This is a genomic window from Methylobacterium sp. PvR107 (assembly GCF_017833295.1).
Taxonomy (GTDB): Bacteria; Pseudomonadota; Alphaproteobacteria; order Rhizobiales; family Beijerinckiaceae; genus Methylobacterium.
Genome location: NZ_JAFIBW010000001.1, coordinates 3,606,187 through 3,627,435, shown reverse-complemented (window position 1 = coordinate 3,627,435; position 21,249 = coordinate 3,606,187). Strand labels below are relative to the sequence as shown.

Sequence of the window (21,249 nt, the reverse complement as noted above, 5' to 3'; positions counted from 1 at the left end):
ATCTGCCGGGGAAGGAACATGCGCCGTCCGAGCCACCTCGGCGGCCCGGAGGGTCGGCAGGATCGCCCGAAAGCGGCCACGCGCCACCAGCCGGGCAGGGTCAGCGCAGCGTGGTCAACAGAACTTCGCTCGGCGCCCGCGTCGGCGAGGGACAACGCCTCTTCCAAGCGCCCGGGGTCCCTGACCGGCACGCGCCGGACGTGGCCACGTTCGATCACACCCTGAGGTGATCCACCTTCGCATCGAGCCGGAGCTGCTGAAGAAGATCGACGAATGGCATCGGCTTGCCCACGAGATAGCCCTGAACGTAGCGGCAGCCGTGCCGCCGTGCCGCCTCCAACTGGTCGGCCGTCTCGATACCCTCGGCGATCCCGTCGAGACCGAGGTTCTTGCAGAGATCCAGGATCGTGGTAACCAGACTGCAGCCGAGGTCGGTGTCGATGTCGGCCATGAAGCTACGATCGATCTTGATCTTGTCCAATGGCAGACGATGGACGTAGCTCAAGCTGGAAAAGCCCGTGCCGAAATCGTCGAGGGCGACCTTGATGCCCAGGGCCCGCAATGTGGTGATGGCGTCCTTAGCCTGCTCGAAGTCGCGCATCAGCGCGGTCTCCGTAAGTTCCAGGGTTAGCCGGCGTGGGTCGAGTCCGCTCCGGCGCACCGCGGCGAGGATCGCGATCACCGTCTCCGGCGAGGCGAGATCGTGGGCGGAGAGGTTGAAGGACAGCCCGACCGCGGGCGGGAGCCGCGCGCCATCGGCGAGCGCCTTGTGCAGGAGCAGCAGCGTCACCGTGTGGATCATGCCGCAGCGCTCCGCCGCGGCGATGAAGCGATCCGGCGAGACGCGGCCGAGCGTCGGGCTGTTCCACCGCGCCAGACTCTCGACGAGCGCGACGGTGCCCGATTGGGTGTCGAGGATCGGCTGGTAGTGCATCTCCATCTCGGCGGCGAGATCGGCCGCGCGCAGAGCGGCCTCCACGGCGCGCTCGGCCCGGATCGCGTCCTCGTGCTCCTGTGAGAAGAAGGTCGTGTTGCCGCGGCGGTGCTCCTTCGCGTGGTAAAGCGCGTAATCGGCACGATCGAACAGGGAGTCGGCTGCGCGTCCGGCTCTGGGGTACTTCGCGAGGCCGCCCGAGCATCCCGTGATGACCTGTAGGTCGCCGACGCGGATCGGCTTCTGCAACGCCGCGCAGATGCCGTCGCAGAATTCGATGACCACAGCAGGCGAGCCCGGTGAGCGGATGAGCAGGCCAAACTCGTCGCCGCCCAGCCGCGTGACGATCACATCGGCGCTGGCGAAGGCCGCGAGGCGGCGCCCTGTTTCCGCCAGAACGTGGTCGCCGATGTTGTGTCCATAGGTATCGTTGATCGGCTTGAAGCGATCGAGATCGAAGATGGCCAGGGCGATGCGCGTATCAGTCCTGTCGGAAGCCTCGATCAGTTCATTGAGTTTCTGGAAGAAATAGCGTCGGTTGGGCAGGCCGGTCAGGCTATCGGTGTGGGCCAGACGCGCGTTGTCCTCCGAGAGCTGGCTCGTCTCTGCCTGCGATGCGACGAGCTGGACGAAGGCCTGGAAGTTGCTGTTGAGGACGCGGAACATGACCACGGTCACGAAGGCTGTGTTGACGGCGATCGCAAGAAAGACGTGATTGAGACTCGTGATGCAGAAGAACAGGAAGACGCTCATCACGATGCCGGTCACAAGAAAAGCGGCAACCGGCAGGTGTGTCAGGCAGAAGATGCAAGCAATCACGGTTACGGCAACGAAGATCGCCACATGGCCCTGCTCATAGGGTCCACCGTAGCCGTTCAGGATCATCGCCCAGCTCACGAAGGCGGCTGAAAAGAGGGCCGTCAACGCGGTCGTCCGACGTAGCTGACGGGCAGCCTGCTCCTCGCTGAGCTTCCCCGGGTGCATTCGCCACCACCACACCGCGCGCACGATGCAAAGTGCGACCAGGACGCCGGGCAATCCGAGCGTCAGGAAGGTGGGCGCCCATGGATAATGGGTTATCGCGAGTGCACAAGCATTGATGGAGAGCAGGCTGTAGAGGGTCGGGATCTGCTTCTGCAGCTCCACGAGCTGGCGAACGCAGGTCAGATCCTTGGTGGATCGGATCCGCGGAGCATTCAGCATCGGACGAAGGTGGCTTGGGTTGATCATAGGGGATGTATCGGTACCAGCTACACAACCCTAGCGAGAAGCCGTTAAGGGCAGCTTGCGGCCGTCGCCGCCTTGCCGCAGGGATGCGTGCAGCGAGATCCACGTGCGATACCGAACGTTCGTTCTCCTCTCCCCATTTGAACATGCGTTGCGCTGCTCGAACGGAAGTTCGTCGAAACAGGCTGCGTGGACTTTTTGAAGTACTGCCGAGTTCGGGCGATCCGCAGCAGGCGGCGCAGAGCCAAGGGTCTGCTCCCGGTGAAAGCCGCCCTGTCGGCTCACCAGCCTGCCATGGCGTGTGCTCATCTGCACCCCGAGTCCGCTTCGGAGCCGGCCGGGTCCACGAAAGTATGTTCCGCCGAATTGATCACCGGTTCGGCGCGGGAAATGGCGCCTTATCAATAAGCGAGAGCGCTTTCAGCGATTCAAGCATCGCTGAAAGCGCTCTCGCTCAACGGCCAACTTGGCGCAGAGCTGCCAGCTGGAACGGGCCGGAAGCGGAGCAGCCGCCTCGAAGACAGGTCGCCGGAGAAGCGGGCAGGCCTCTACCGACCTATGCCCTCGAGGCGGACGGGCCAACGGCTGAAGCGTACGCTCTGCCGCAAGCGGCGGCGGACCGATCGCTGCCGCCGTCATCGCCAGCGTGTTCAAGCCGTCCGTCCACGCAACCGGGCGCCTAAGCAACCAGGGTCTTGATCTCGGCCACCCAATCGCACCCGGGATCATCTCCGCCACGGCGGCGCTTCGGAAGCCGCCTCCGATGCCGATGGAACAACCTTCACCGTCCCGATGCCGATCTGAGCCGAAGTCGGCGGCGCGGCGCGCGGCTCTGGGACATCCCGTCACGGATAACCTTTCGTGACGACAACTTTGACATATGTCAGTGTCCTGACGCAGCTGGAATCACGGCCTATCGGTCCGCAACCGATCCGGCCTGGATTGGGACCCAAGCTTGAACCAGCGAGACCAGACGACTCACGGATCCATCGACCTTTCGTTGTGCGACCGCGAGCCTATCCACATCGTGGGCAGCGTGCAGCCGCACGGCTTCCTGTTCGCCCTCGACTTACCCGACCTGACCATCGTCCAGGCCAGCGCGAACGCTCCGACCACCGCGTCGGTGGGCGAGCGCCTGGAGGACGGCTTTCCCGAACTCGCCGCGACCGCCAAGCGCTACCTCGAAGGCGCCGCCGACTCGGATGGCGCCCTGTACCTGCGCACCGTGACGCTCGGCTCCGGGAGCACGCGACAGGCCTACGAGGTCGCCGCGCACCGATTGGACGACCTCCTCGTTCTGGAGATGGAGGAAGCGGAGGATGCGTCGGTCGAGGCCGGTCTCGACGCCCTGAACCCGCAGCTGCGCGCCTTCGTGCAGCGACTGCATGCGGCGGCAAGCGTCGAGGATCTTTGCCACCTGCTCGCGAAGGACGTCCGCCACATCACCGGCTTCGACCGCGCGCTGGTTTACCGCTTCGACCGGGATTGGCATGGCACGGTGCTGGCCGAGGACGGGAATGGCGTTCTGCCGTCCTACCTCGACCTGCGCTTCCCGGCCTCCGACATCCCCGCCCAGGCGCGGGAGCTCTACCGGCGCAACCGCCTGCGCATCATCCCGGACGCCGCCTACGCGCCGGTGCCGATCCGGCCCGCCACGACGCCGGCCGGCAAGCCGCTGGACCTGAGCCAATCCGTGCTGCGCTCGGTCTCACCGGTTCATGTCGAGTACATGCGCAACATGGGCACCATGGCGTCCATGTCGATCTCGATTCTCGTCGACGGCGCACTCTGGGGTCTTGTCTCCTGCCATAACCAGAATCCCAAGCGCGTGCCGCTTCAGGCTCGCAACGCCTGCGACTTCCTCACTCAGATCTTCGCTCTCCAACTCGCCGCAAAGGTGCGCGGGGAACACGCCGAGCAGCGGATCGCGCTCGGAGCCGTGCAGTCGCGCCTGCTCGGGTTCATGGCTGAGGAGGACAGCTTCGTCGACGGCCTGCTCAACCACCCCGAAGATGTCCTGGCCCTCGTCAATGCCTCGGGCGCGGCAGTGGTCACCGCCGACCGCTGCCGGCTGCTCGGCGCCACGCCCACGGAGCGCGAGGTGCGGGCCATCCACGATTGGCTGACGGCTCGGGGCGCTGGCGAGGAGGTCTTTTCAACCGAGGCGCTCGCTGAGACCTTCCCGCCATCCGCGGCTTTCGCGGATCGGGCCAGCGGGGTTCTCGCCGTCTCGGTCTCGAAACGCTTCGCCAGCCACATCATCTGGTTCCGGCCTGAGGTCGTGCGCACCGTGAAGTGGGGCGGCAACCCGGTGAAGGCGGCCCAGCCTGACCCGGAGGGCGGTCCCGATCGGCTCCACCCTCGCAAGTCCTTCGAGGTCTGGAAGGAGACGCTGAAAGGGCGCGCGCTGCCGTGGTCCGTACCCGAGATCGAGGCTGCCAAGGACCTGCGCGCGTCGGTGCTCGGCATCGTCCTGAAGCGCGCAGAGGAACTCGCGGCCATGAGCGAGGAGCTTCAGCGCTCGAACAAGGAGTTGGAGGCGTTCTCGTACTCGGTCAGCCACGACCTGCGGGCGCCGTTCCGTCACATCGTCGGCTACTCGAACCTGCTCAAGAACCGCGAGGGGGCGAACCTCTCCGAAAAGGGCCGGCACTACGTCGAGACCATCATCGAGGCTGCCCTGTCGGCCGGCACGCTCGTCGACAACCTCCTGTCGTTCTCGCAGATGGGCCGGCACGCCCTGAACAAGAACACCGGCGAGATGGGTGCCCTCGTCGAGGAAGTGCGCCGCAAGGTCGAGCGCGACGTCGCGCCGGGGCGGACCGTGCGCTGGGAGATCGGCGCCCTCGGACGCGTCTACGCCGACCCGTTCATGCTGCGGCTCGTGATCGAGAACCTGCTCTCGAACGCCCTCAAATACAGCCGCGACCGTCCCGAGGCCGTGATCGAGGTCGGCAGGCTGCCGCCCCAGGATGGCGAGGCCGTCTTCTACGTGCGCGACAACGGCGTCGGGTTCGACATGGCCTACGTCGACAAGCTGTTCGGCGTGTTCCAGCGCCTCCATCGCGTCGAGGATTTCGAGGGCACCGGCATCGGCCTCGCAAACGTCCGCCGTATCGTCGAGCGCCACGGCGGCCGCGCCTGGGCCGAGGGCACGTTGGGAAAGGGCGCCACCTTCACCTTCACCCTACCGTTGAGAGAGGAGGCGCAGTGACATGGCGGCCCTGAAGCCGATCCTCCTCGTCGAGGACAACCCGAACGACATCGAGCTGACCTTGGCCGCGCTCGAATCGAGTCAGCTCGCCAATCAGATCGTCATCTGCCGCGACGGCGCCGAGGCCCTGGACTTCATCTACCGCCGGGGACCGCACGAGAACCGGCAGCTTCAGGACCCGGCCGTTGTCCTGCTCGACCTGAAGCTGCCCAAGGTCGACGGGCTGGAGGTGTTGGAGAAGGTCAAGGGTGACCCGACCACCCGTGGCATCCCGGTCGTGATGCTGACCTCCTCCCGCGAGGAGATGGACGTCGTCCGCTCCTACAACCTCGGCGTCAACGCCTTCGTGGTGAAGCCCGTCGCCTTCGATGAATTCTTCGCCGCCATCAAGGAGATCGGGGTGTTCTGGGCGCTTCTGAACGAGCCGCCGCCGCACAGGGGAGGCTGGCCATCCAACGGGTGATCGGGCCTTCCGCCGGGCCACTGCGCATCCTGCACCTGGAGGATAGCGACCTCGACGCGGAGTTGATCGAGGCCGAGCTCGAAACCCTCGGCCATCCGTTCGCGATCGAGCGGGTCATGACCCGCGATGCCTTCGCCGCGGCCGCGATGCCGGGTCGGCACGACCTCATCCTGGCGGATTACGTCCTGCCGACTTTCGACGGCGTGAGCGCGCTCGGCATCGCCCGCGCGCAGTGCCCGGACACACCCTTCATCTTCTGCTCGGGCACGCTCGGCGAGGAGGTGGCGGTCGAGGCGCTGAAGAACGGCGCCACGGACTATGTCACCAAGCAACGCTTGGACCGGATGCCGCGAACCATCGTGCGGGCGCTGGCCGAGGCGCGCGCGAGGCACGAGAAGGCGGCGGCTCAGACGGCCCTCAACGCGCTGAACGAAACGCTGGAACTCCGCATCGAGCAGCGGACCCGCGAACTCGCCGAGGCCAACGCCGACCTGAAGCGCGAGATCGGCGAGCGTGAACGCGCCGAGGACGCCTTGCGCCTGAGCCAGCGGCTCGAGGCCGTCGGTCAATTGACAAGCGGCGTGGCGCACGACTTCAACAACCTGCTGACCGTGATCGCGGGCAACATCGAGTTCTTGGAACGTGCGGTATCCGATGACCGCTCGAAGCGCCGGCTCGCGATGATCAAGGGCGCGGCGCAGCGCGGCGCCAACCTGACCGCCCAACTGCTCGCGTTCTCGCGGCGCCAGCGCCTGGAGCCGACCCCGGTCGGCCTGAACCAGACGGTCGCGTCCATGCGCGACCTGCTCCAGAGCTCCATCGGCGGCGCGGTCCGCATCGAGACGGCGCTCCAGACCGACCTTTGGCCGGCTCTGGTCGATGCCACCCAGATCGAGCTCGTGATCCTCAACCTCGCCATCAACGCCCGGGATGCCATGGCGGTGGGCGGGACGCTGGCCATCGAGACAGCCAATGTCATGGTGACCGGTCCACAGACACGTCCCGAGCATCCGCAGCCCGGCGAATACGTGATGGTGTCCGTGAGCGATACCGGCACAGGCATGAAACCCGAGGTGCTGTCACGCGTGTTCGAGCCATTCTTCACCACCAAGGAGGTCGGCAAGGGTTCCGGTCTCGGGCTGGCGCAGGTGTTCGGCTTCGTGAAGCAGTCCGGCGGCGGCATCCGCATCGACACCGTCCTCGGCGAGGGCACCTCGATCAAGGTGTACCTGCCGCGGGTCAGGGACGATGGGGCCGTCACGCCCGTTGCGTCACCCCCGGTCGATTGCGCGATCAGCCATCCACCCGGGAGCAAGCCGGTCGTGCTGGTGGTCGACGACGATGGTGATGTCCGCGAGGTTACGACCACGCGGCTCGCCGAGGCGGGATACGTGGTTCGGGAGGCCGCCTCCGGCCTGCAGGCACTCGCCAGCCTCGACGCCGACCCCTGCGTCGACCTCGTCGTCCTCGACTTCGCCATGCCGGGCATGAACGGCGCGGAGGCCGCAATCGAGATCCACAAGCGCTGGCCGGCGACGCCGGTCCTGTTCGTCACCGGCTACGCCGACACCACGGCCCTGATGAGGGCCGGGGCCGTGGGTGCGGATGGCTTCGTCCAGAAGCCGTTCCGGGACGGCGAACTCGAACGGAAGGTCGCGGCCGCCCTCTCCGTACGGTCCTCAGCCGGCCTGCGGCTCGTGTCCGACCGGACGCGGACCTGATCGGGACGCGGCCACGGGCCGGCATGTGTCTTCGCGGCGCTGGCGACAATCCGGCGGTCAGTCGCGGGCAACGATGCTTTAGTAGGTTGCGTGCAATTCATTGGCCTGAAGGCGCGCGATACGCGCCAAGGGCGTCAGGGCGCGGCTCTCCGGCCGTCACCCTGGCTGGAGGAACGCGATGCTCTTTTTCTCCGACGGGGGAACGTCCGCCAGGCTCGACGCGCTCGACCGATCGCAAGCGGTCATCGAGTTCGCGCTCGACGGCACGATCCTGGCAGCGAACAAAAATTTCCTGAGCATCGTCGGCTATACGCAAGCCGAAATCCTGGGCCAGCATCACCGGATGTTTGTCGAGCCTTCGGAGCAGGACGGCGCGGCTTACCGCGCGTTCTGGGCGACGCTCGCGCGGGGCGAATTCAGAGCCGGCGCGTTCAAGCGCCTTGCAAAAGGCGGTCGCGAGGTCTGGCTGCAGGCGACCTACACCCCGGTGCTCGATCGCGCCGGAAGACCCAGCAAAATCATTACGTTCGCGAGCGATATCACCGAGCAGAAGCTCCGAACCCTCGATCTGCAGGGTAAGTTTGCTGCCCTCGACCGCTCGCGGGCGGTGATCGAGTTCGATCTCAACGGGATCATCCTGGCTGCCAACCAGAACTTCCTCGACACCGTTGGCTATGTGCTCGACGAGATCGTCGGCCAGCATCACAGCATGTTCGTCGATCCCGCCGAGCGGCAGAGTACCGCCTATCGTGCGTTCTGGGAGGCGCTGACACAGGGCGAGTTTCAGCGCGCGGAGTTCAAGCGCTTCGCCAAGGGCGGCCGCGAGATCTGGCTGCAGGCGATCTACAACCCGATCCTCGATGCCGCGGGTAAGCCGTTCAAGGTGGTCAAGTTCGCCAGCGACGTCACGGCCGAGAAGTTGCACATGGCCGACATCCTGGGTCAGATCGCAGCGATCAACCGTTCGCAAGGCGTGATCCACTTCGACCTCGACGGCACCGTGCTCGACGCCAACGAGAACTTTCTCGGCGCGGTGGGTTATCGGCTGAACGAAATCCAAGGCCGGCATCACCGCATGTTCGTTGAGCCGGGCTACGCCGACACGCCGGAATACGGGCAGTTCTGGGAGAGCCTGCGGGCCGGCACGTACCGTTCCGACGTGTTCAAGCGCGCGGCCAAAGGTGGCCGCGAGATTTGGCTGCAGGCAAGCTACAATCCGATCCTCGACATGAACGGCAGACCGTTCAAGATCGTGAAATACGCCACCGACATCACCGCCAAGATGGCCGCCCAGCTCAGCGCCAGTGGAGCAGCGGGGCAGACCCTGTCGAGCGTGCAGAATGCGGCAGCCGCAGCGGAGGAGCTCAGCGCCTCGCTGGGCGAGATCTCGCAGAACCTCGTGCATTCCCGCGCGGAGGTGGATGCCATCCACGAGCGCGCCCAGGCGGCCGATCAGTCAACCGTGCAGCTGAATGCGGCGACAGCCTCGATGACCGGTGTCGTTCAGCTGATCCAGGGCGTGGGCGAGCAGATCAACCTGCTGGCGCTGAACGCCACGATCGAGGCGGCGCGCGCCGGGGAAGCGGGTCGCGGATTCGCGGTGGTCGCCGGCGAGGTGAAAAGCTTGTCGACCCAGGTCACCAAGGCGACGAGCCGGATCGCCCAGGACATTCAGTCGATGCAAGGGATCGCCGGGGACGTGGTGTCCTCGCTCGGCGGGATTGCGCGCTCGATAACCTCCGTGCGCGAAGCGGTCTCGGGCGTCACGTCGGCGGTGGAGCAGCAGGCCGTGGCGACGCGCGAGATCTCGAGCAGCATGCAGGTCGCATCAGAGGGCGTATCGAAGATCGACCAGAACCTGCACGCGCTTGTCGGGTGACACGCCGTCGAAGGGCGCGCCGGCTCGGCAGAAGCCTCCGCACGACATCTCTTCCTGCATCGGGTCGCGCGGCAAGTAAGTCGCTGCCAACGTACCCATGGCGGCGGCTTTGCAGCGGGCGCGTCGCCTCGGTCCAGGCCGATCGCATGTCCGGTATGGAACCGGTGAAACGGAGGCCGGCCCGCTACCCGACAACGGGTCTGCGTCGTTGCCGCGTCGCCACCTTGCACAAGAGGCGGGAAAGCTGCTCGACCGAATAGGGCTTGTGCAGCAGTTCGAACCCACAAGCGCCGTTCTGAGATAAGACGTGGCTGTAGCCCGAGGCCAGCAGAACGGGCAGGTCGTGGTGGTCTCGCCGGATCCGGTGAGCGAGGTCGATCCCGTTCATCCCTGGCATCACGACGTCCGAGAAGACCACGTCGAAGCGGTTGGCATCCTGGGCCAACTCGGCAAGCGCCTCCTCGGCGTTGGTCGCCCACACGGTGTCGTAGCCGAGCTCCGCAAGGGTCTGGGTCGCGAAGGTCCCGACATCGATGTTGTCCTCGACGACGAGGACGCACATGCCATGCCCGTCAACGATGGGCTCGGGCTCAGCGCGCGGGATCGCGGCCTCGGCGACCACGCGCGGCAGATACAGGACGAACATCGTGCCCGCGCCGAGCGTGCTCTCGACGCAGACCTCACCTCCGGATTGCTTGGCGAAGCCGAACACCTGGCTCAGCCCGAGGCCCGTTCCCTGTCCGACGCCCTTGGTCGTGAAGAACGGCTCGAAGATGTGCTCGATCTGATTGGGGGCGATGCCGGCGCCCGTATCCTCGATGCACACCGCGACGAAGTCGCCACGGACCGCAGGGTGGGAACGGATCGGCGGTATGGTCGAGGCGGGGCGCACCGTGATGGTGAGGGTTCCCTCGCCGTCCATGGCATCCCGGGCGTTCACGGCCATGTTCACCAGCGCCGTGTCGAACTGGCTCGGGTCGGCGTTGATGAAGCAGGGCTCGTCCGGGATATCGGTGACGATCCTGATGCGCGAACCGCTCAGCGTACCGACCATGTCGCAGATGGTGGCGACGCTCCGGCCGGCGTCGAAGACCTCCGGCTTCAGGGCCTGGCGCCGTGCGAAGGCGAGCAGCTGGCCTGTCAGCTTGGCGGCGCGGTCCACCGTGTCGGAGATCGCGCCGACGTAGCGTTCGCGGCGCTCCGCCGGCAGGTTCGGCCGCTTGAGGAGGTCGGTCGACGACTTGATGACCGTCAGCAGGTTGTTGAAGTCATGGGCCACGCCGCCGGTGAGCTGACCGACGGCTTCCATCTTCTGGGCTTGCCGCAGAGCCTCCTGGGCGGAGGCGAGCTCCGCTTCCCGGGCCTTGGCGAGGGTCAGGTCCCGGCCCACGGCGATGAAGTTGGCGCCATCCGGCTCGGGCGCGACCGTCCACTCGATGGGCTTCCATCCGCCGTCGAAGGTGGCGATGCGGTTCTCGAAGCGTGCCGGTTGCCGTGTCTCACCCATCCGGGCCAGGCCGGCGAGCGTCGGCCCCATGTCGTCGGGGTGCATGAAGGTGGCGTACGGCCGTGATAGAAGCTCGGCCTCCGACCAGCCAAGGACCCGTGTCCAGGCCGGGCTGACCGCCGACATCATCCCTTCGTAGTTGGCCCGGGCCAGCATGTCCTCGGACAAGGTCCAGAGCCGATCGCGCTCGGCCGTGCGCTCGAAGACCTGCTGCTCCAGGGTCGCGTTCAGGACCTGGAGCGCCTGTTCCATGCGCTTGCGCTCGGAGATGTCCGTGAAGAGCACGGCGACCCGGCGCGAGGCCGGATCGCCGATCCGCAGGGCACGCACGTCGAACCAGCGTCCGAACACGTCGGCCCTGTCCTCGATATGCGCGGGTTCGCCCGTTAGTGCGACGCGCCCATAGGTTTCGAACCAGCGGCGTTCGAGGTCGGGCGCGAAGTCGCTGACCCAGCGGCCGACCACGTTGGCGCCGGTCTGCCGCTCGAAGGCCGGGTTGGCCTCGACGATGCGATAGTCGATGGCCCGGTCCGCATCGTCGAACCTCACCTCTATGGTGCAGAACCCGACATCGATGCTTTCGAACAGCATGCGGTAGCGGTTCTCGCTCTCGGCCAGGGCAGCCCGGGAGCGGATCTGGTCGGTGACCTCGTAGCCGCCGACGAAGATGCCGATGACGGCCCCGGCTTCGTTCCGGATCGGCTGGTAGAGGAAGTCGAGGAAGCGGTCCTGGGTCTCACCGGCAAACCGGATCGGCAGGGCCCGGGCCGCGAACGGCTCGCCGGTCGCATAGACGCGGTCGAGAAGCTCGTAGATCCCCTGATCGGCCAACTCTGGAAATACCTCCCGGACGTTCCGGCCGATGTAGTCCCGCTGGCCGGTGACCGTGACGTAGGCATCGTTGACGTACTCAAAGTTGAGGCTGGGCCCGCGCAGCACGGCGACAAAGCCAGGCATCTGCTGGAGCAGAGCGCGCTGGCGCTGGCGGTCCGACTTCGCTTTCCGCTCGGCCAGCACCTGGCGGGTGGTCTCGGTGCAGGCGCAGAACAGGCCGACGATCGCATCGTCGTCCCCGGGCACGGGCGTGTACGAGAAGGCGAAATGCGCCTCCTCAGGGTAGCCGTTGCGATGCAGGGTGAGTTCCAGGTCGTCCATGTGCACGGGGTCGCCCGCGTACACGCGATCCATCAGGGCCTCCAACGCGTCCCGCACTTCGGGCCATGTCTCGAAGAACGGGCGGCCGAGGGCTCCAGGGTGCCTTTCGCCCAGCATGGGCGCGTAGGTATCGTTGTAGATCAGGGTGCGGTCGGCTCCCCAGGCGATGAACATCGGCTGGCGTGAGCTCAGCATGACCCGTACGAGGGTCAGAAGCGCCTGGGGCCACGTCTCTGGTGGGCCGAGGGATGTCGTGGTCCAATCCTGGGCACGCATGCGCGCGCCCATGTCGCCTCCGCCGCGAAAAGCCGACGTCACAGAACTCATGGACCTAAGCCTGCCCCTTGCCATGCGGCATCCGCATCGAGACGGCGCGCCCGGGTGAAAGCTTGCCCCCATGCCGGATGCGCAGCGTGCGGATGAGTTCGGAGGTCGAGGCGTGGCCGCCCTGGGTGACCTGACCGCCGATCCAGGCCGCGCGCGTTTCGATCAGGGCGATGTGGTGGGTTTGCTTGGCTGGCATATCCGATCTCTAACCCGGCGAGCGCCCAGGGTGTTTCGTTCCAATCCGCGGGACGGTCTCGGCAGGCGGCAAGGCCTGGTCGCAGCGCAGACCGCCGCCGACGGAACCGATTGGCTGCACAAGCCCCGCCCGCCCGGCCGGTTCCAACGCGTCTGCGGGAGGCGCTGATCCGGAAGCGCCGCCGAGGGATCATTGGGCCTTATGAGATCGACCTCCGCTTCGTGCAGGGGGATCTGGTGAAGTGGGTCTCGGCGCGCGGCCAGGGCCATGACAAGGGTATCGTCGGGCGGGTCATGTTCGGCATCTTCCTCGACGTCACCGGGCGTAAGCAGGCCGAGGAGGGCCACGAGCTGCTGGCCGGCGAGATGAGCCACCGGGTCAAGAACCTCTGCTCACCATCGCCACGAGCCTGACCGCCATCTCCTCGCGCTCGACCAGCACCACGGTCGACATGGCCAACGAACTCACTCAGCGACTGAGCGCCCTGGGTCGGGCGGGCGCTGATCATCCACGAGCTCGCGACGAACGCGATGAAGTACGGCGCCCTGCCGGTCCCAACGGGCACCCTCGACGTCTCCGGCACGGATCAGGAGGAGACTCTCGTCCTGGCCTGGACCGAAAGGGGCGGTCCCGCCGTGACGCGGCCCACGGGTCCGGGCGGCTCCGGAAGCAGGCTGCTGGAGCGGGCGGTCATCCAGCAGCTGAACGGGTCCGTCACCCGCTCGTGGGACGAGGCCGGGATCGTCGTGAACCTGACGTTGAGCAAGGCGTACCTTGTGCGCTGAGGCCTTGGCCCTTGCGGCCGGCGTCCGTATCCCAGGCTTCCGGACAGGGTCCGGCCTCCTGGTGCACTGACCCACCCTGAGGATTCAGGGTGCGCATGGTGTCGGCGAGTCAGGGGGGATGGCCCGGACCGTCCGCGTGCTCAGCGAGGACGCCACCCATTCACAATCGACCGGGATCGCCGCCCCGCGCCCTCAAGCACATCCTGGGGCCCGGATCGTTCTGCTCTCGGCCGAGCGTCTGAACGTGCAGGACGGGGACCGGCGGGCCGGCATCAGTCGACCCGCAATCTGGCGATGGCAGCTCTGGCGGGCACGCGGCCGGCAACCGCATCGGGTCCGCACCTTCGAGCGCGCGCGATGCCGCCTTGCACCGCCAAGGTCCAGGATGGGGGCGGCCTCCACGGGGACCCGCCCGCTGCTGCGGTTCGGACTGTCGGCAGTTGCCAAATGGCTCATGCCTGCATCATCGTAAGGTAGATGCGCCCCCCGGTTCCGCTCTCAGCCGTCCGTACGTTCGAGGCCGCGGCACGGCGCCGTTCGTTCAAGGATGCGGCAGGTGAACTGAACCTGACGGCGAGTGCCGTCAGCCACGCGGTGCGCAAGCTGGAACAGGCGCTCGGCGTGTTGCTGTTCGAGCGCGACAGCCACGGCATCGCCCTCACTGCGGCGGGCGAGGCGCTCCTCGACCACGTCAGCCGCGCCTTCGAGGAGATGAATCGCGGCTTCGACCTCGTCGCGACGCGTGCGCCGCAATTGCTTCGCCTGCACTGCGCTCCGAGCTTCGCCGCGCAGTGGCTGACGCCGCGGCTCGCCCGGTTCATGGCGGAACATCCCGATTTCGAGGTTCGGCTCGCCGCCGGCATGGACTATGCCCGCTTCATCACGGACGAGTTCGACGCCGACATCGTGTACGGGCCACCGCGTGGCGAAGGGCTCGTCGTCATGCCCCTCGGCCAGGAGACGGTGACGCCCCTGTGCGATCCGAAGCGTGCTGCGAGCATCCGTGAGGCAGCCGATCTCCTCGGCCAACCCTTGATCCAGAGCGACAACAAGCTCGTGCGCTGGCCGATCTGGTTCGAGCGCAACAACCTGCGCGCGCCACCACCCTCAGGGCTGCGCTTCGACCGCAGCTTCCTGGCTCTGACCGCGGCCGCCGATGGCCTCGGGGTCGCGCTCGAATCGACACTCCTCGCCGAACGGGAACTTGCGAGCGGGCGCCTCGTGGCCCCCCTCGCCGCGTGCGCCACCAATGTCCGCTACAACGGGCATCACCTCGTCTTCCCGGCTGTGACGCGGCGGCGGACCCCCTTGCGGGTCTTCGCGCGCTGGCTCGCCACCGAACTCCGCGCCGAGCTGCCGCCCGGGATCGCCTGACGCCATCCGGTGCGCATCGGCGGATGAATTCAGTTCATCCGCCGCTGAAATCTACGCGTTTGCCGCTGTCAGGGTCCTGCGGCACCGTGTGGTCAACGAGATGAGAGGAAACGATCCTGAGCCAGCCCGAGATCCCGCGAGGATGACGGCTCGGTGAACGGGCATCATGCCGGGCCGATCAAGCGGCTCGAGCACATCGGTTCGATCCCCCGTCTCGGAACAAGCCGAGCTCCTGAATGGCGGCAGCCTCAGGCGCACGAGGGAGACAGCCATGCTTCTGAAGGATAAAGTCTGTGTGATCACCGGCGCGGCCTCCGCGCGCGGTATCGGTCGGGCCACCGCCCGGGTGTTCGCGGCTCAAGGAGGCCGCGTGGTCATCCTCGACCTCGATGCCGGTCAGGCCGAGACGGCAGCCCGCGAGATCGGGCCCGGGCATCTCGGCCTCGCCTGCAACGTCACCGACCGGGCCGCTTGCCAGGCCGCCGCCGACGAGGTGATCGCGCAGGCCGGCCGCATCGACGTCCTCGTCAACAATGCCGGCATTACCCAGCCTCTGAAGCTGATGGAGATCACGGCGGCCCACTATGACGCCGTCACGGACGTGAACCTGCGCGGCACCCTCTACATGAGCCAGGCGGCGATCCCGGCCATGCGGGCCCAGCGCGCTGGCTCGATCGTCTGCATGTCCTCGGTCTCGGCCCAGCGCGGCGGCGGCATCTTCGGCGGCCCGCACTACAGCGCCGCCAAGGCCGGCGTGCTCGGTCTCGCCAAGGCGATGGCACGCGAGCTCGGGGCGGACGGGATCCGGGTGAACTCGGTCACGCCTGGTCTGATCCAGACCGACATCACCGGCGGAAAGCTCACCGACGCGCTGCGCGCCGAGATCATCAAGGGCATCCCGTTGGGCCGCCTCGGGGTCGCGGACGATGTCGCCAACGCCTGCCTGTTCCTCGCCAGCGACCTGTCGGCCTACCTCACCGGGACGGTCATCGACGTCAACGGCGGCATGCTGATCCACTGAACGGAAGGACCAGACCCATGGACACCCTCCTCGACGCGCAGCCCCGCGAGCGCTCGAACGTCTCGCTCGCCGACCGCGCCTACCATATCCGACGCCACGCCCTGCTGATGGGCGAGGTCCAGGGCCAGGGCTACATCGCGCAGGCGCTCGGCATCAGCGACGTGCTGGCGGTCAGCTACTTCCACGCGATGACCTACCGTCCGGAGGATCCGGAATGGGAGGGCCGCGACCGCTTCCTGCTCTCGATCGGGCACTACGCCATCGCCCTCTACGCGGCGCTGATCGAGGCCGGCATCATCCCGGAAGACGAGCTCGGAACCTACGGATCCGACGACAGCCGCCTGCCGATGTCCGGCATGGCCGCCTACACGCCCGGCATGGAGATCACCGGCGGCTCGCTCGGCCACGGCCTCGGGATCGCGGTCGGCATGGCGCTCGGCCTCAAGCGGAAGTCCTCCAAGAGCTTCGTCTACAACCTGTTCTCCGACGGCGAGCTCGACGAGGGCTCGACCTGGGAGGCGGCGATGTCGGCGGCGAGCTTCGGCCTCGACAACCTGATCGGCCTCGTCGACGTCAACGGCATGCAGGCCGACGGGCCGTCCCGCGGCGTCCTGAACTTCGAGCCCCTGGTGCCGAAGTTCGAGGCCTTCGGCTGGTTCGTCCAGCGCGTCGACGGCAACGACATCGATGCCCTCGTGCAGGCCTTCGATGCCGCCCGCGCCCACGCCGGCCGCTGCCCGCGTCTCGTGATCTGCGACACGAAGATGGCGAAGGGCGTGCCCTTCCTCGAAGAGCGCGAGCGCAATCATTTCCTGCGGGTCGAGCCGAGCGAATGGCGTCAGGCCTTGTCGGTTCTGGACGAAGGGAGGCTCCAGTGAGACGTTCGAAATACGAGAAGCCCGCACCGCGCACGGGCGGCGGCGCCAAGACCTCGGCGATGATCGCCTCGCTGGCCGCCCCGGGCCAGCGGACCAAGCCGGCGCCCTTCGGGAACGCGCTCGTCGAACTCGCCAAGACGCGTCCCGACATCGTCGGCCTGTCGGCGGATCTGGCCAAATACACGGACCTGCACATCTTCGCGCAGGCCTACCCGGACCGGTTCTACCAGATGGGTATGGCCGAGCAGCTCCTGATGAGCGCGGCGGCCGGCCTCGCCCGCGAGGGCTACACCCCCATCGCCACCACCTACGCGGTCTTCGCGGCGCGGCGGGCCTACGACTTCATCTGCCTCGCGATCGCCGAGGAGAACCTCAACGTCAAGATCGCCTGCGCCCTGCCGGGCCTGACCACGGGCTACGGCCCGAGCCATCAGGCCACCGAGGATCTCGCGATCTTCCGCGGCATGCCGAACCTCACGATCCTCGACCCGTGCGACGCGCACGAGCTGGAGCAGGTGGTGCCCGCGATGGTCGCGCATCAGGGACCGGTGTACCTGCGGCTCCTGCGCGGCAACGTCCCCCTCGTGCTGGACGAGTACGGCTACCGGTTCGAGTGGGGCAAGGCCAAGACCATCCGCGACGGGCGCGACGTGCTGATCGTCTCGTCCGGGCTGATGACCATGCGGGCGCTGGAGGTCGCGCAGGAGCTGGAGAACGACCGGGTGGACGTGGCGGTGCTGCACGTGCCGACCATCAAGCCGCTCGACGAGGAGACCATCCTGCGCGAGGTCGGCCGCGGCGGCCGCCTCGTCGTGGTGGCCGAGAACCACTCGGTGGTCGGCGGCCTCGGCGAGGCGGTGGCAGGCCTGCTCCTGCGCACCGGCACCGTGCCCCCCGTCTACCGCCAGATCGGCCTGCCGGACGCGTTCCTCGACGCAGGCGCCCTGCCGACGCTGCACGACCGCTACGGCATCTCCACGCAGGCCATGGCCCGCAGCATCCGCGGCTGGCTCTGAGCCGGCGCTGAAGCGGGACGCGCCGGACGCCGGCACGTCCCGTCCTCCAGCCCCATGAGCGCCACGGGCGGCGCGCCACGCATCCGGCGAGACCGGGTGACGATCCTGACAGACCGCGAACGGCGGGGATCGAACGGCATGCCCGGACCACCAGGGAGTGAAACATGCCAGAGGCTTCTCTCAGCCGCCGCCACCTGATCGCGGGCGCGGCCACCCTTCCCCTGTTCGGCATCCTGACGCGGCGCGCCGAGGCGGCGGAATTCGTCTACAAGCTCGCCACCGGCCAGGACCCGACCCACCCGGTCAACCTCCGCGCGCAGCAGGCCAGCGATCGCATTCGAGATGCGACGGACGGGCGCCTCGAGATCCGGCTGTTCCCGGCCAACCAGCTCGGGGGCGACACGGATCTGCTGGCCCAGGTCCGCAGCGGCGCCGTCGAGTTCCTGAACCTCGCCTCCTCGGTTCTGGCGACCTTTCTGCCGGTCGCGACCCTGCCGAATCTCGGCTTCGTCTTCAGGGACTACCCAAGCGTCTGGGCCGCCATGGATGGGCCGCTCGGCGCCTACGTCCGCGAGCAGATCGGGCGAACCCCGGTTCTGACCGTGTCGAAGGTCTGGGACAACGGCTTCCGCCACATCACCTCCTCGACGCGCGAAATCCGCACCCCGGACGATCTGCGCGGCTTCAAGATCCGCGTGCCGCAGGCGCCGATGCAGACCTCGCTGTTAAGGGCATTGAGCGCGGGCGCCACGCCGATCAACTTCAACGAGCTCTATTCAGCGCTGCAGACCAAGGTGGTCGAGGGCCAGGAGAACCCGCTTCCGATCACCGCGACGACGCGGCTCTACGAGGTCCAGAAGAGCTGCAGCCTGACCGGGCACATCTGGGACGGCTACTGGATCCTCGGCAACAAGCGCGCCTGGCTGCGGCTGCCCGAGGATCTGCGCGCCATCGTTTCCCGCGAATTCGACCGCTCGGCCGACGAAGAGCGGACCGACATCGTGGCCCTCAACGAAAACCTGCGCACGACGCTCTCCGCCAAGGGCCTGAGCTTCATCGATCCCGACCGGGAGGCGTTCCGCGACGCATTAGGGCGGACCAGCTTCTACAGGGACTGGAAGACCAAGCTCGGCGACGAGGCCTGGGCCCAGCTCGAAAGCGTCTCCGGAAAGCTCGTGTGAGGGGGCCTGCCATGCAACTCGATGCTCAACTCGACATGACCCTCCCGTCCGCCTCCTCGGAGACGGCGGTTGGTCGATCCCGGCTCCAGGCCTTCGATCGCATCCTCGGCCGGGCGATCGAGATCCCGGCGGCGATCCTGGTCGGCCTGGAGATCGTGGTGCTGCTGGCCGGCGTCGTCAGCCGCTACGTCCTGCACCAGCCCCTGGTCTGGTCGGACGAACTCGCGGCGATCCTGTTTCTCTGGCTCGCCATGCTCGGCACGGTCATCGCCTACCGACGCGGCGAGCACATGCGCATGACCGCGTTCGTCGGCATGGCCTCACCCCCCACCCGGGCCTTCCTCGACACCCTGGCGACCGTCTCGGGCCTCGTCCTCGTCGGGCTGCTGCTCGAGCCCGCCGTCGAGTTCGCAATCGAGGAATCCTGGGTCCACACGCCGGCCCTCGATCTTGCCAACACGTGGCGCGCCACCGCGCTGCCGGTCGGGTTCGCCCTGATGCTCGTGACCGCCGTCGTGCGGCTCGTGCAGGAGAGCGACTGGCGTTTGACCGGGGCGGCACTCCTCCTCGGCGCCTGCATTGCCGCCGGGCTCGCCGTCCTGTCGCCCACGCTCATCGGGATGGGCAACCTGAACCTGCTGGTGTTCTTTCTCCTCGGCGTCGGCGCCCTCGTGTTCTCCGGCGTGCCGATCGCCTTCGCGTTCGGGCTCTCCACCTACGCCTACCTGATGACCACGACGCACGCGCCTGCGATGGTCGTCGTCGGCCGCATGGACGAGGGCATGAGCCACCTCATCCTGCTCTCGGTGCCCCTGTTCATCTTCCTGGGCCTGCTGATCGAGATGACCGGCATGGCCCGCGCCATGGTCGGCTTCCTGGCGAGCCTGCTCGGCCATGTCCGCGGCGGTCTGCACTTCGTGCTGGTCGGCGCGATGTACCTCGTCTCCGGCATCTCCGGTTCGAAGGCCGCCGACATGGCCGCGGTCGCGCCGGTGCTGTTCCCCGAGATGAAGGCGCGCGGTGCCAAGGAAGGGGACCTCGTCGCACTGCTCTCCGCGACCGGCGCCCAGACGGAGACGATCCCGCCCTCGATCGTGTTGATCACCATCGGCTCGGTCACGGGCGTGTCGATCACGGCGCTGTTCACCGGCGGCCTTCTGCCGGGCCTCGTCCTGGGCGTCACGCTGTGCGCGCTGGTCTGGTGGCGCTACCGCCACGAGGATCTGAGCCACGTGGCCCGACCGAGCCGGACGGCGATCCTGAAGGCTCTCGCCGTGGCGATACCCGCATTGGCGCTGCCCTTCGTCATCCGCGCGGCCGTGGTCGAAGGCGTGGCGACCGCGACCGAGGTCTCGACGATCGGCATCGTCTATGCCGTTCTCGCGGGGCTCCTCGTCTACCGGCAGTTCGACTGGCGTCGACTCGTCCCGATGCTGGTGACCACCGCGACGCTGTCGGGGGCGATCCTGCTGATCATCGGCGCGGCGACCGGCATGGCCTGGGCGTTGACGCAGTCGGGGTTCTCGCAGGCGCTCGCCGTGGCGATGAAGAGCCTGCCCGGCGGTCCGCTCGGCTTCCTGGCGGTCTCGGCCCTCGCGTTCATCGTGCTGGGCTCGGTGCTGGAAGGGATCCCGGCCATCGTGCTGTTCGGGCCGCTGCTCTTCCCGATCGCCCGCGCGGTGGGCGTGCACGAGGTCCATTATGCCATGGTGGTGATCCTCGCGATGGGCATCGGCCTGTTCGCACCGCCTTTCGGCGTCGGCTACTACGCGGCCTGCGCCATCAGCCGGATCCATCCAGATGTGGGGATGCGGCCGATCGTCGGCTACATCGTAGCTCTGCTCGTCGGCCTGGCCGCGATCATCCTGGTGCCCTGGTTCTCGATCGGCTTCCTCTGAGGCCGGAGGGGTGAGAGCCGGCGCATGTCGGCGATCCCAGGGGCCGCTCGGCCGAGCCCGTCGACTCCGTCCGGCAAACCGTCAGAACGCTCCGGCGCGCCCGGTGCGTTCGACCAGAGCGAGTTGCTCCGTGAAGCGCCGATCCGCTCCGCGCCGAAGCGCAGCGACAACCCGCGCCATCAGGGATGCAGGCTGCATCGGCAGGACGTTCGCAGGAGAGACGTGCGGACGCTTCACGATGCCGAGAAGGACGGCCATAACCCCTCCGCTCCGGGCCCCGACGGCCCGGTCTTGCTGCAGCGCAATATGGCGCAACGACGAAGACGCGGTGAGTGAAAAATGCCGCGAGCTGACATGCGGTAAGCTCATGCCGCGAGATGCGCGTGGCCGAGCGCACGCTCAGGAAACGATTCCCCAGTGACCCCGACCCGGCACACCGGCCCGCACCGAGTGCCAGTTCGCGGGCTGCGACA

Annotated in this window: 16 protein-coding genes; 12 read left to right on the top strand and 4 right to left on the bottom strand. The window is 67.4% G+C overall.

What is annotated here, in order from left to right; all coding sequences use genetic code 11:
- Positions 1-214: 214 nt before the first annotated feature.
- Positions 215-2,137, bottom strand: a complete 1,923-nt coding sequence (locus JOE48_RS17125; protein WP_245252864.1) for a putative bifunctional diguanylate cyclase/phosphodiesterase — start codon at positions 2,135-2,137, stop codon at positions 215-217.
- Positions 2,138-3,149: 1,012 nt separating this feature from the next.
- Here JOE48_RS17125 and JOE48_RS17120 point away from each other — a divergent pair.
- From JOE48_RS17120 to JOE48_RS17105, 4 genes are all read left to right on the top strand, one after another.
- Complete coding sequence (locus JOE48_RS17120; protein WP_409518639.1) at positions 3,150-5,375, top strand: ATP-binding protein; 2,226 nt, start codon at positions 3,150-3,152, stop codon at positions 5,373-5,375.
- Position 5,376: 1 nt separating this feature from the next.
- Positions 5,377-5,838 carry a response regulator gene (locus JOE48_RS17115; protein ID WP_210031615.1) on the top strand — a complete coding sequence of 154 codons (462 nt, stop codon included), beginning with the start codon at positions 5,377-5,379 and terminating at the stop codon, positions 5,836-5,838.
- Positions 5,835-7,559: a response regulator gene (locus JOE48_RS17110; RefSeq protein WP_210031614.1), complete on the top strand. Its 1,725-nt coding sequence runs from the start codon at positions 5,835-5,837 to the stop codon at positions 7,557-7,559. Before JOE48_RS17115 ends, JOE48_RS17110 begins: the two co-directional genes overlap by 4 nt.
- Positions 7,560-7,737: 178 nt before the next feature.
- Positions 7,738-9,438 (top strand): PAS domain-containing methyl-accepting chemotaxis protein, encoded by a 1,701-nt coding sequence (locus tag JOE48_RS17105; RefSeq protein WP_210031612.1) that lies wholly within the window; start codon positions 7,738-7,740, stop codon positions 9,436-9,438.
- A gap of 184 nt (positions 9,439-9,622) precedes the next feature.
- On the opposite strand, the gene JOE48_RS17100 is transcribed toward JOE48_RS17105, so the two are convergent.
- Together JOE48_RS17100 and JOE48_RS17095 are read right to left on the bottom strand one after the other, a co-directional pair.
- Positions 9,623-12,388: a PAS domain-containing protein gene (locus tag JOE48_RS17100; RefSeq protein ID WP_245252863.1), complete on the bottom strand. Its 2,766-nt coding sequence runs from the start codon at positions 12,386-12,388 to the stop codon at positions 9,623-9,625.
- A gap of 43 nt (positions 12,389-12,431) precedes the next feature.
- A complete protein-coding gene (locus JOE48_RS17095; RefSeq protein WP_210031610.1) occupies positions 12,432-12,623 on the bottom strand; it encodes a hypothetical protein in 192 nt (63 codons plus the stop codon).
- Between the two features lie 221 nt (positions 12,624-12,844).
- On the opposite strand from JOE48_RS17095, the gene JOE48_RS17090 reads away from it, so the two are divergent.
- The 8 genes from JOE48_RS17090 (at position 12,845) to JOE48_RS17055 (ending at position 20,776) form a co-directional block, all read left to right on the top strand.
- Positions 12,845-13,036: a hypothetical protein gene (locus JOE48_RS17090; RefSeq protein WP_210031608.1), complete on the top strand. Its 192-nt coding sequence runs from the start codon at positions 12,845-12,847 to the stop codon at positions 13,034-13,036.
- 117 nt (positions 13,037-13,153) lie between these two features.
- Positions 13,154-13,408 carry a hypothetical protein gene (locus JOE48_RS17085; RefSeq protein WP_210031606.1) on the top strand — a complete coding sequence of 85 codons (255 nt, stop codon included), beginning with the start codon at positions 13,154-13,156 and terminating at the stop codon, positions 13,406-13,408.
- Between the two features lie 477 nt (positions 13,409-13,885).
- Positions 13,886-14,782 (top strand): LysR substrate-binding domain-containing protein, encoded by an 897-nt coding sequence (locus JOE48_RS17080; RefSeq protein ID WP_210031604.1) that lies wholly within the window; start codon positions 13,886-13,888, stop codon positions 14,780-14,782.
- 271 nt (positions 14,783-15,053) lie between these two features.
- Entirely contained in the window at positions 15,054-15,803 is a 750-nt protein-coding gene (locus JOE48_RS17075) for an SDR family NAD(P)-dependent oxidoreductase (protein WP_210031602.1), read from the top strand.
- Positions 15,804-15,820: 17 nt separating this feature from the next.
- The gene (locus JOE48_RS17070; RefSeq protein ID WP_210031600.1) at positions 15,821-16,681 is read left to right on the top strand and encodes a transketolase; all 861 of its coding nucleotides are present in this window, start codon (positions 15,821-15,823) and stop codon (positions 16,679-16,681) included.
- Complete coding sequence (locus JOE48_RS17065; protein WP_210031598.1) at positions 16,678-17,697, top strand: transketolase family protein; 1,020 nt, start codon at positions 16,678-16,680, stop codon at positions 17,695-17,697. Before JOE48_RS17070 ends, JOE48_RS17065 begins: the two co-directional genes overlap by 4 nt.
- A gap of 164 nt (positions 17,698-17,861) precedes the next feature.
- Positions 17,862-18,878, top strand: coding sequence for a TRAP transporter substrate-binding protein (locus JOE48_RS17060; RefSeq protein ID WP_210031596.1), 1,017 nt, complete (start codon positions 17,862-17,864; stop codon positions 18,876-18,878).
- A gap of 11 nt (positions 18,879-18,889) precedes the next feature.
- Positions 18,890-20,776: a TRAP transporter large permease subunit gene (locus JOE48_RS17055; RefSeq protein WP_210031594.1), complete on the top strand. Its 1,887-nt coding sequence runs from the start codon at positions 18,890-18,892 to the stop codon at positions 20,774-20,776.
- A gap of 81 nt (positions 20,777-20,857) precedes the next feature.
- On the opposite strand, the gene JOE48_RS17050 is transcribed toward JOE48_RS17055, so the two are convergent.
- Positions 20,858-21,034, bottom strand: coding sequence for a hypothetical protein (locus JOE48_RS17050; RefSeq protein WP_210031592.1), 177 nt, complete (start codon positions 21,032-21,034; stop codon positions 20,858-20,860).
- Positions 21,035-21,249: the final 215 nt, after the last annotated feature.

Bases quoted from the DNA above. Each gene is read 5' to 3' on its own strand.
- JOE48_RS17060 (WP_210031596.1), top strand. From the start codon at position 17,862: ATGCCAGAGGCTTCTCTCAGCCGCCGCCACCTGATCGCGGGCGCGGCC.
- JOE48_RS17055 (WP_210031594.1), top strand. From the start codon at position 18,890: ATGCAACTCGATGCTCAACTCGACATGACCCTCCCGTCCGCCTCCTCG.
- JOE48_RS17105 (WP_210031612.1), top strand. From the start codon at position 7,738: ATGCTCTTTTTCTCCGACGGGGGAACGTCCGCCAGGCTCGACGCGCTC.
- JOE48_RS17075 (WP_210031602.1), top strand. From the start codon at position 15,054: ATGCTTCTGAAGGATAAAGTCTGTGTGATCACCGGCGCGGCCTCCGCG.
- JOE48_RS17085 (WP_210031606.1), top strand. From the start codon at position 13,154: ATGAAGTACGGCGCCCTGCCGGTCCCAACGGGCACCCTCGACGTCTCC.
- JOE48_RS17070 (WP_210031600.1), top strand. From the start codon at position 15,821: ATGGACACCCTCCTCGACGCGCAGCCCCGCGAGCGCTCGAACGTCTCG.
- JOE48_RS17050 (WP_210031592.1), bottom strand. From the start codon at position 21,034: ATGGCCGTCCTTCTCGGCATCGTGAAGCGTCCGCACGTCTCTCCTGCG.
- JOE48_RS17115 (WP_210031615.1), top strand. From the start codon at position 5,377: ATGGCGGCCCTGAAGCCGATCCTCCTCGTCGAGGACAACCCGAACGAC.
- JOE48_RS17125 (WP_245252864.1), bottom strand. From the start codon at position 2,137: ATGCTGAATGCTCCGCGGATCCGATCCACCAAGGATCTGACCTGCGTT.
- JOE48_RS17100 (WP_245252863.1), bottom strand. From the start codon at position 12,388: ATGGGCGCGCGCATGCGTGCCCAGGATTGGACCACGACATCCCTCGGC.
- JOE48_RS17095 (WP_210031610.1), bottom strand. From the start codon at position 12,623: ATGCCAGCCAAGCAAACCCACCACATCGCCCTGATCGAAACGCGCGCG.
- JOE48_RS17080 (WP_210031604.1), top strand. From the start codon at position 13,886: ATGCGCCCCCCGGTTCCGCTCTCAGCCGTCCGTACGTTCGAGGCCGCG.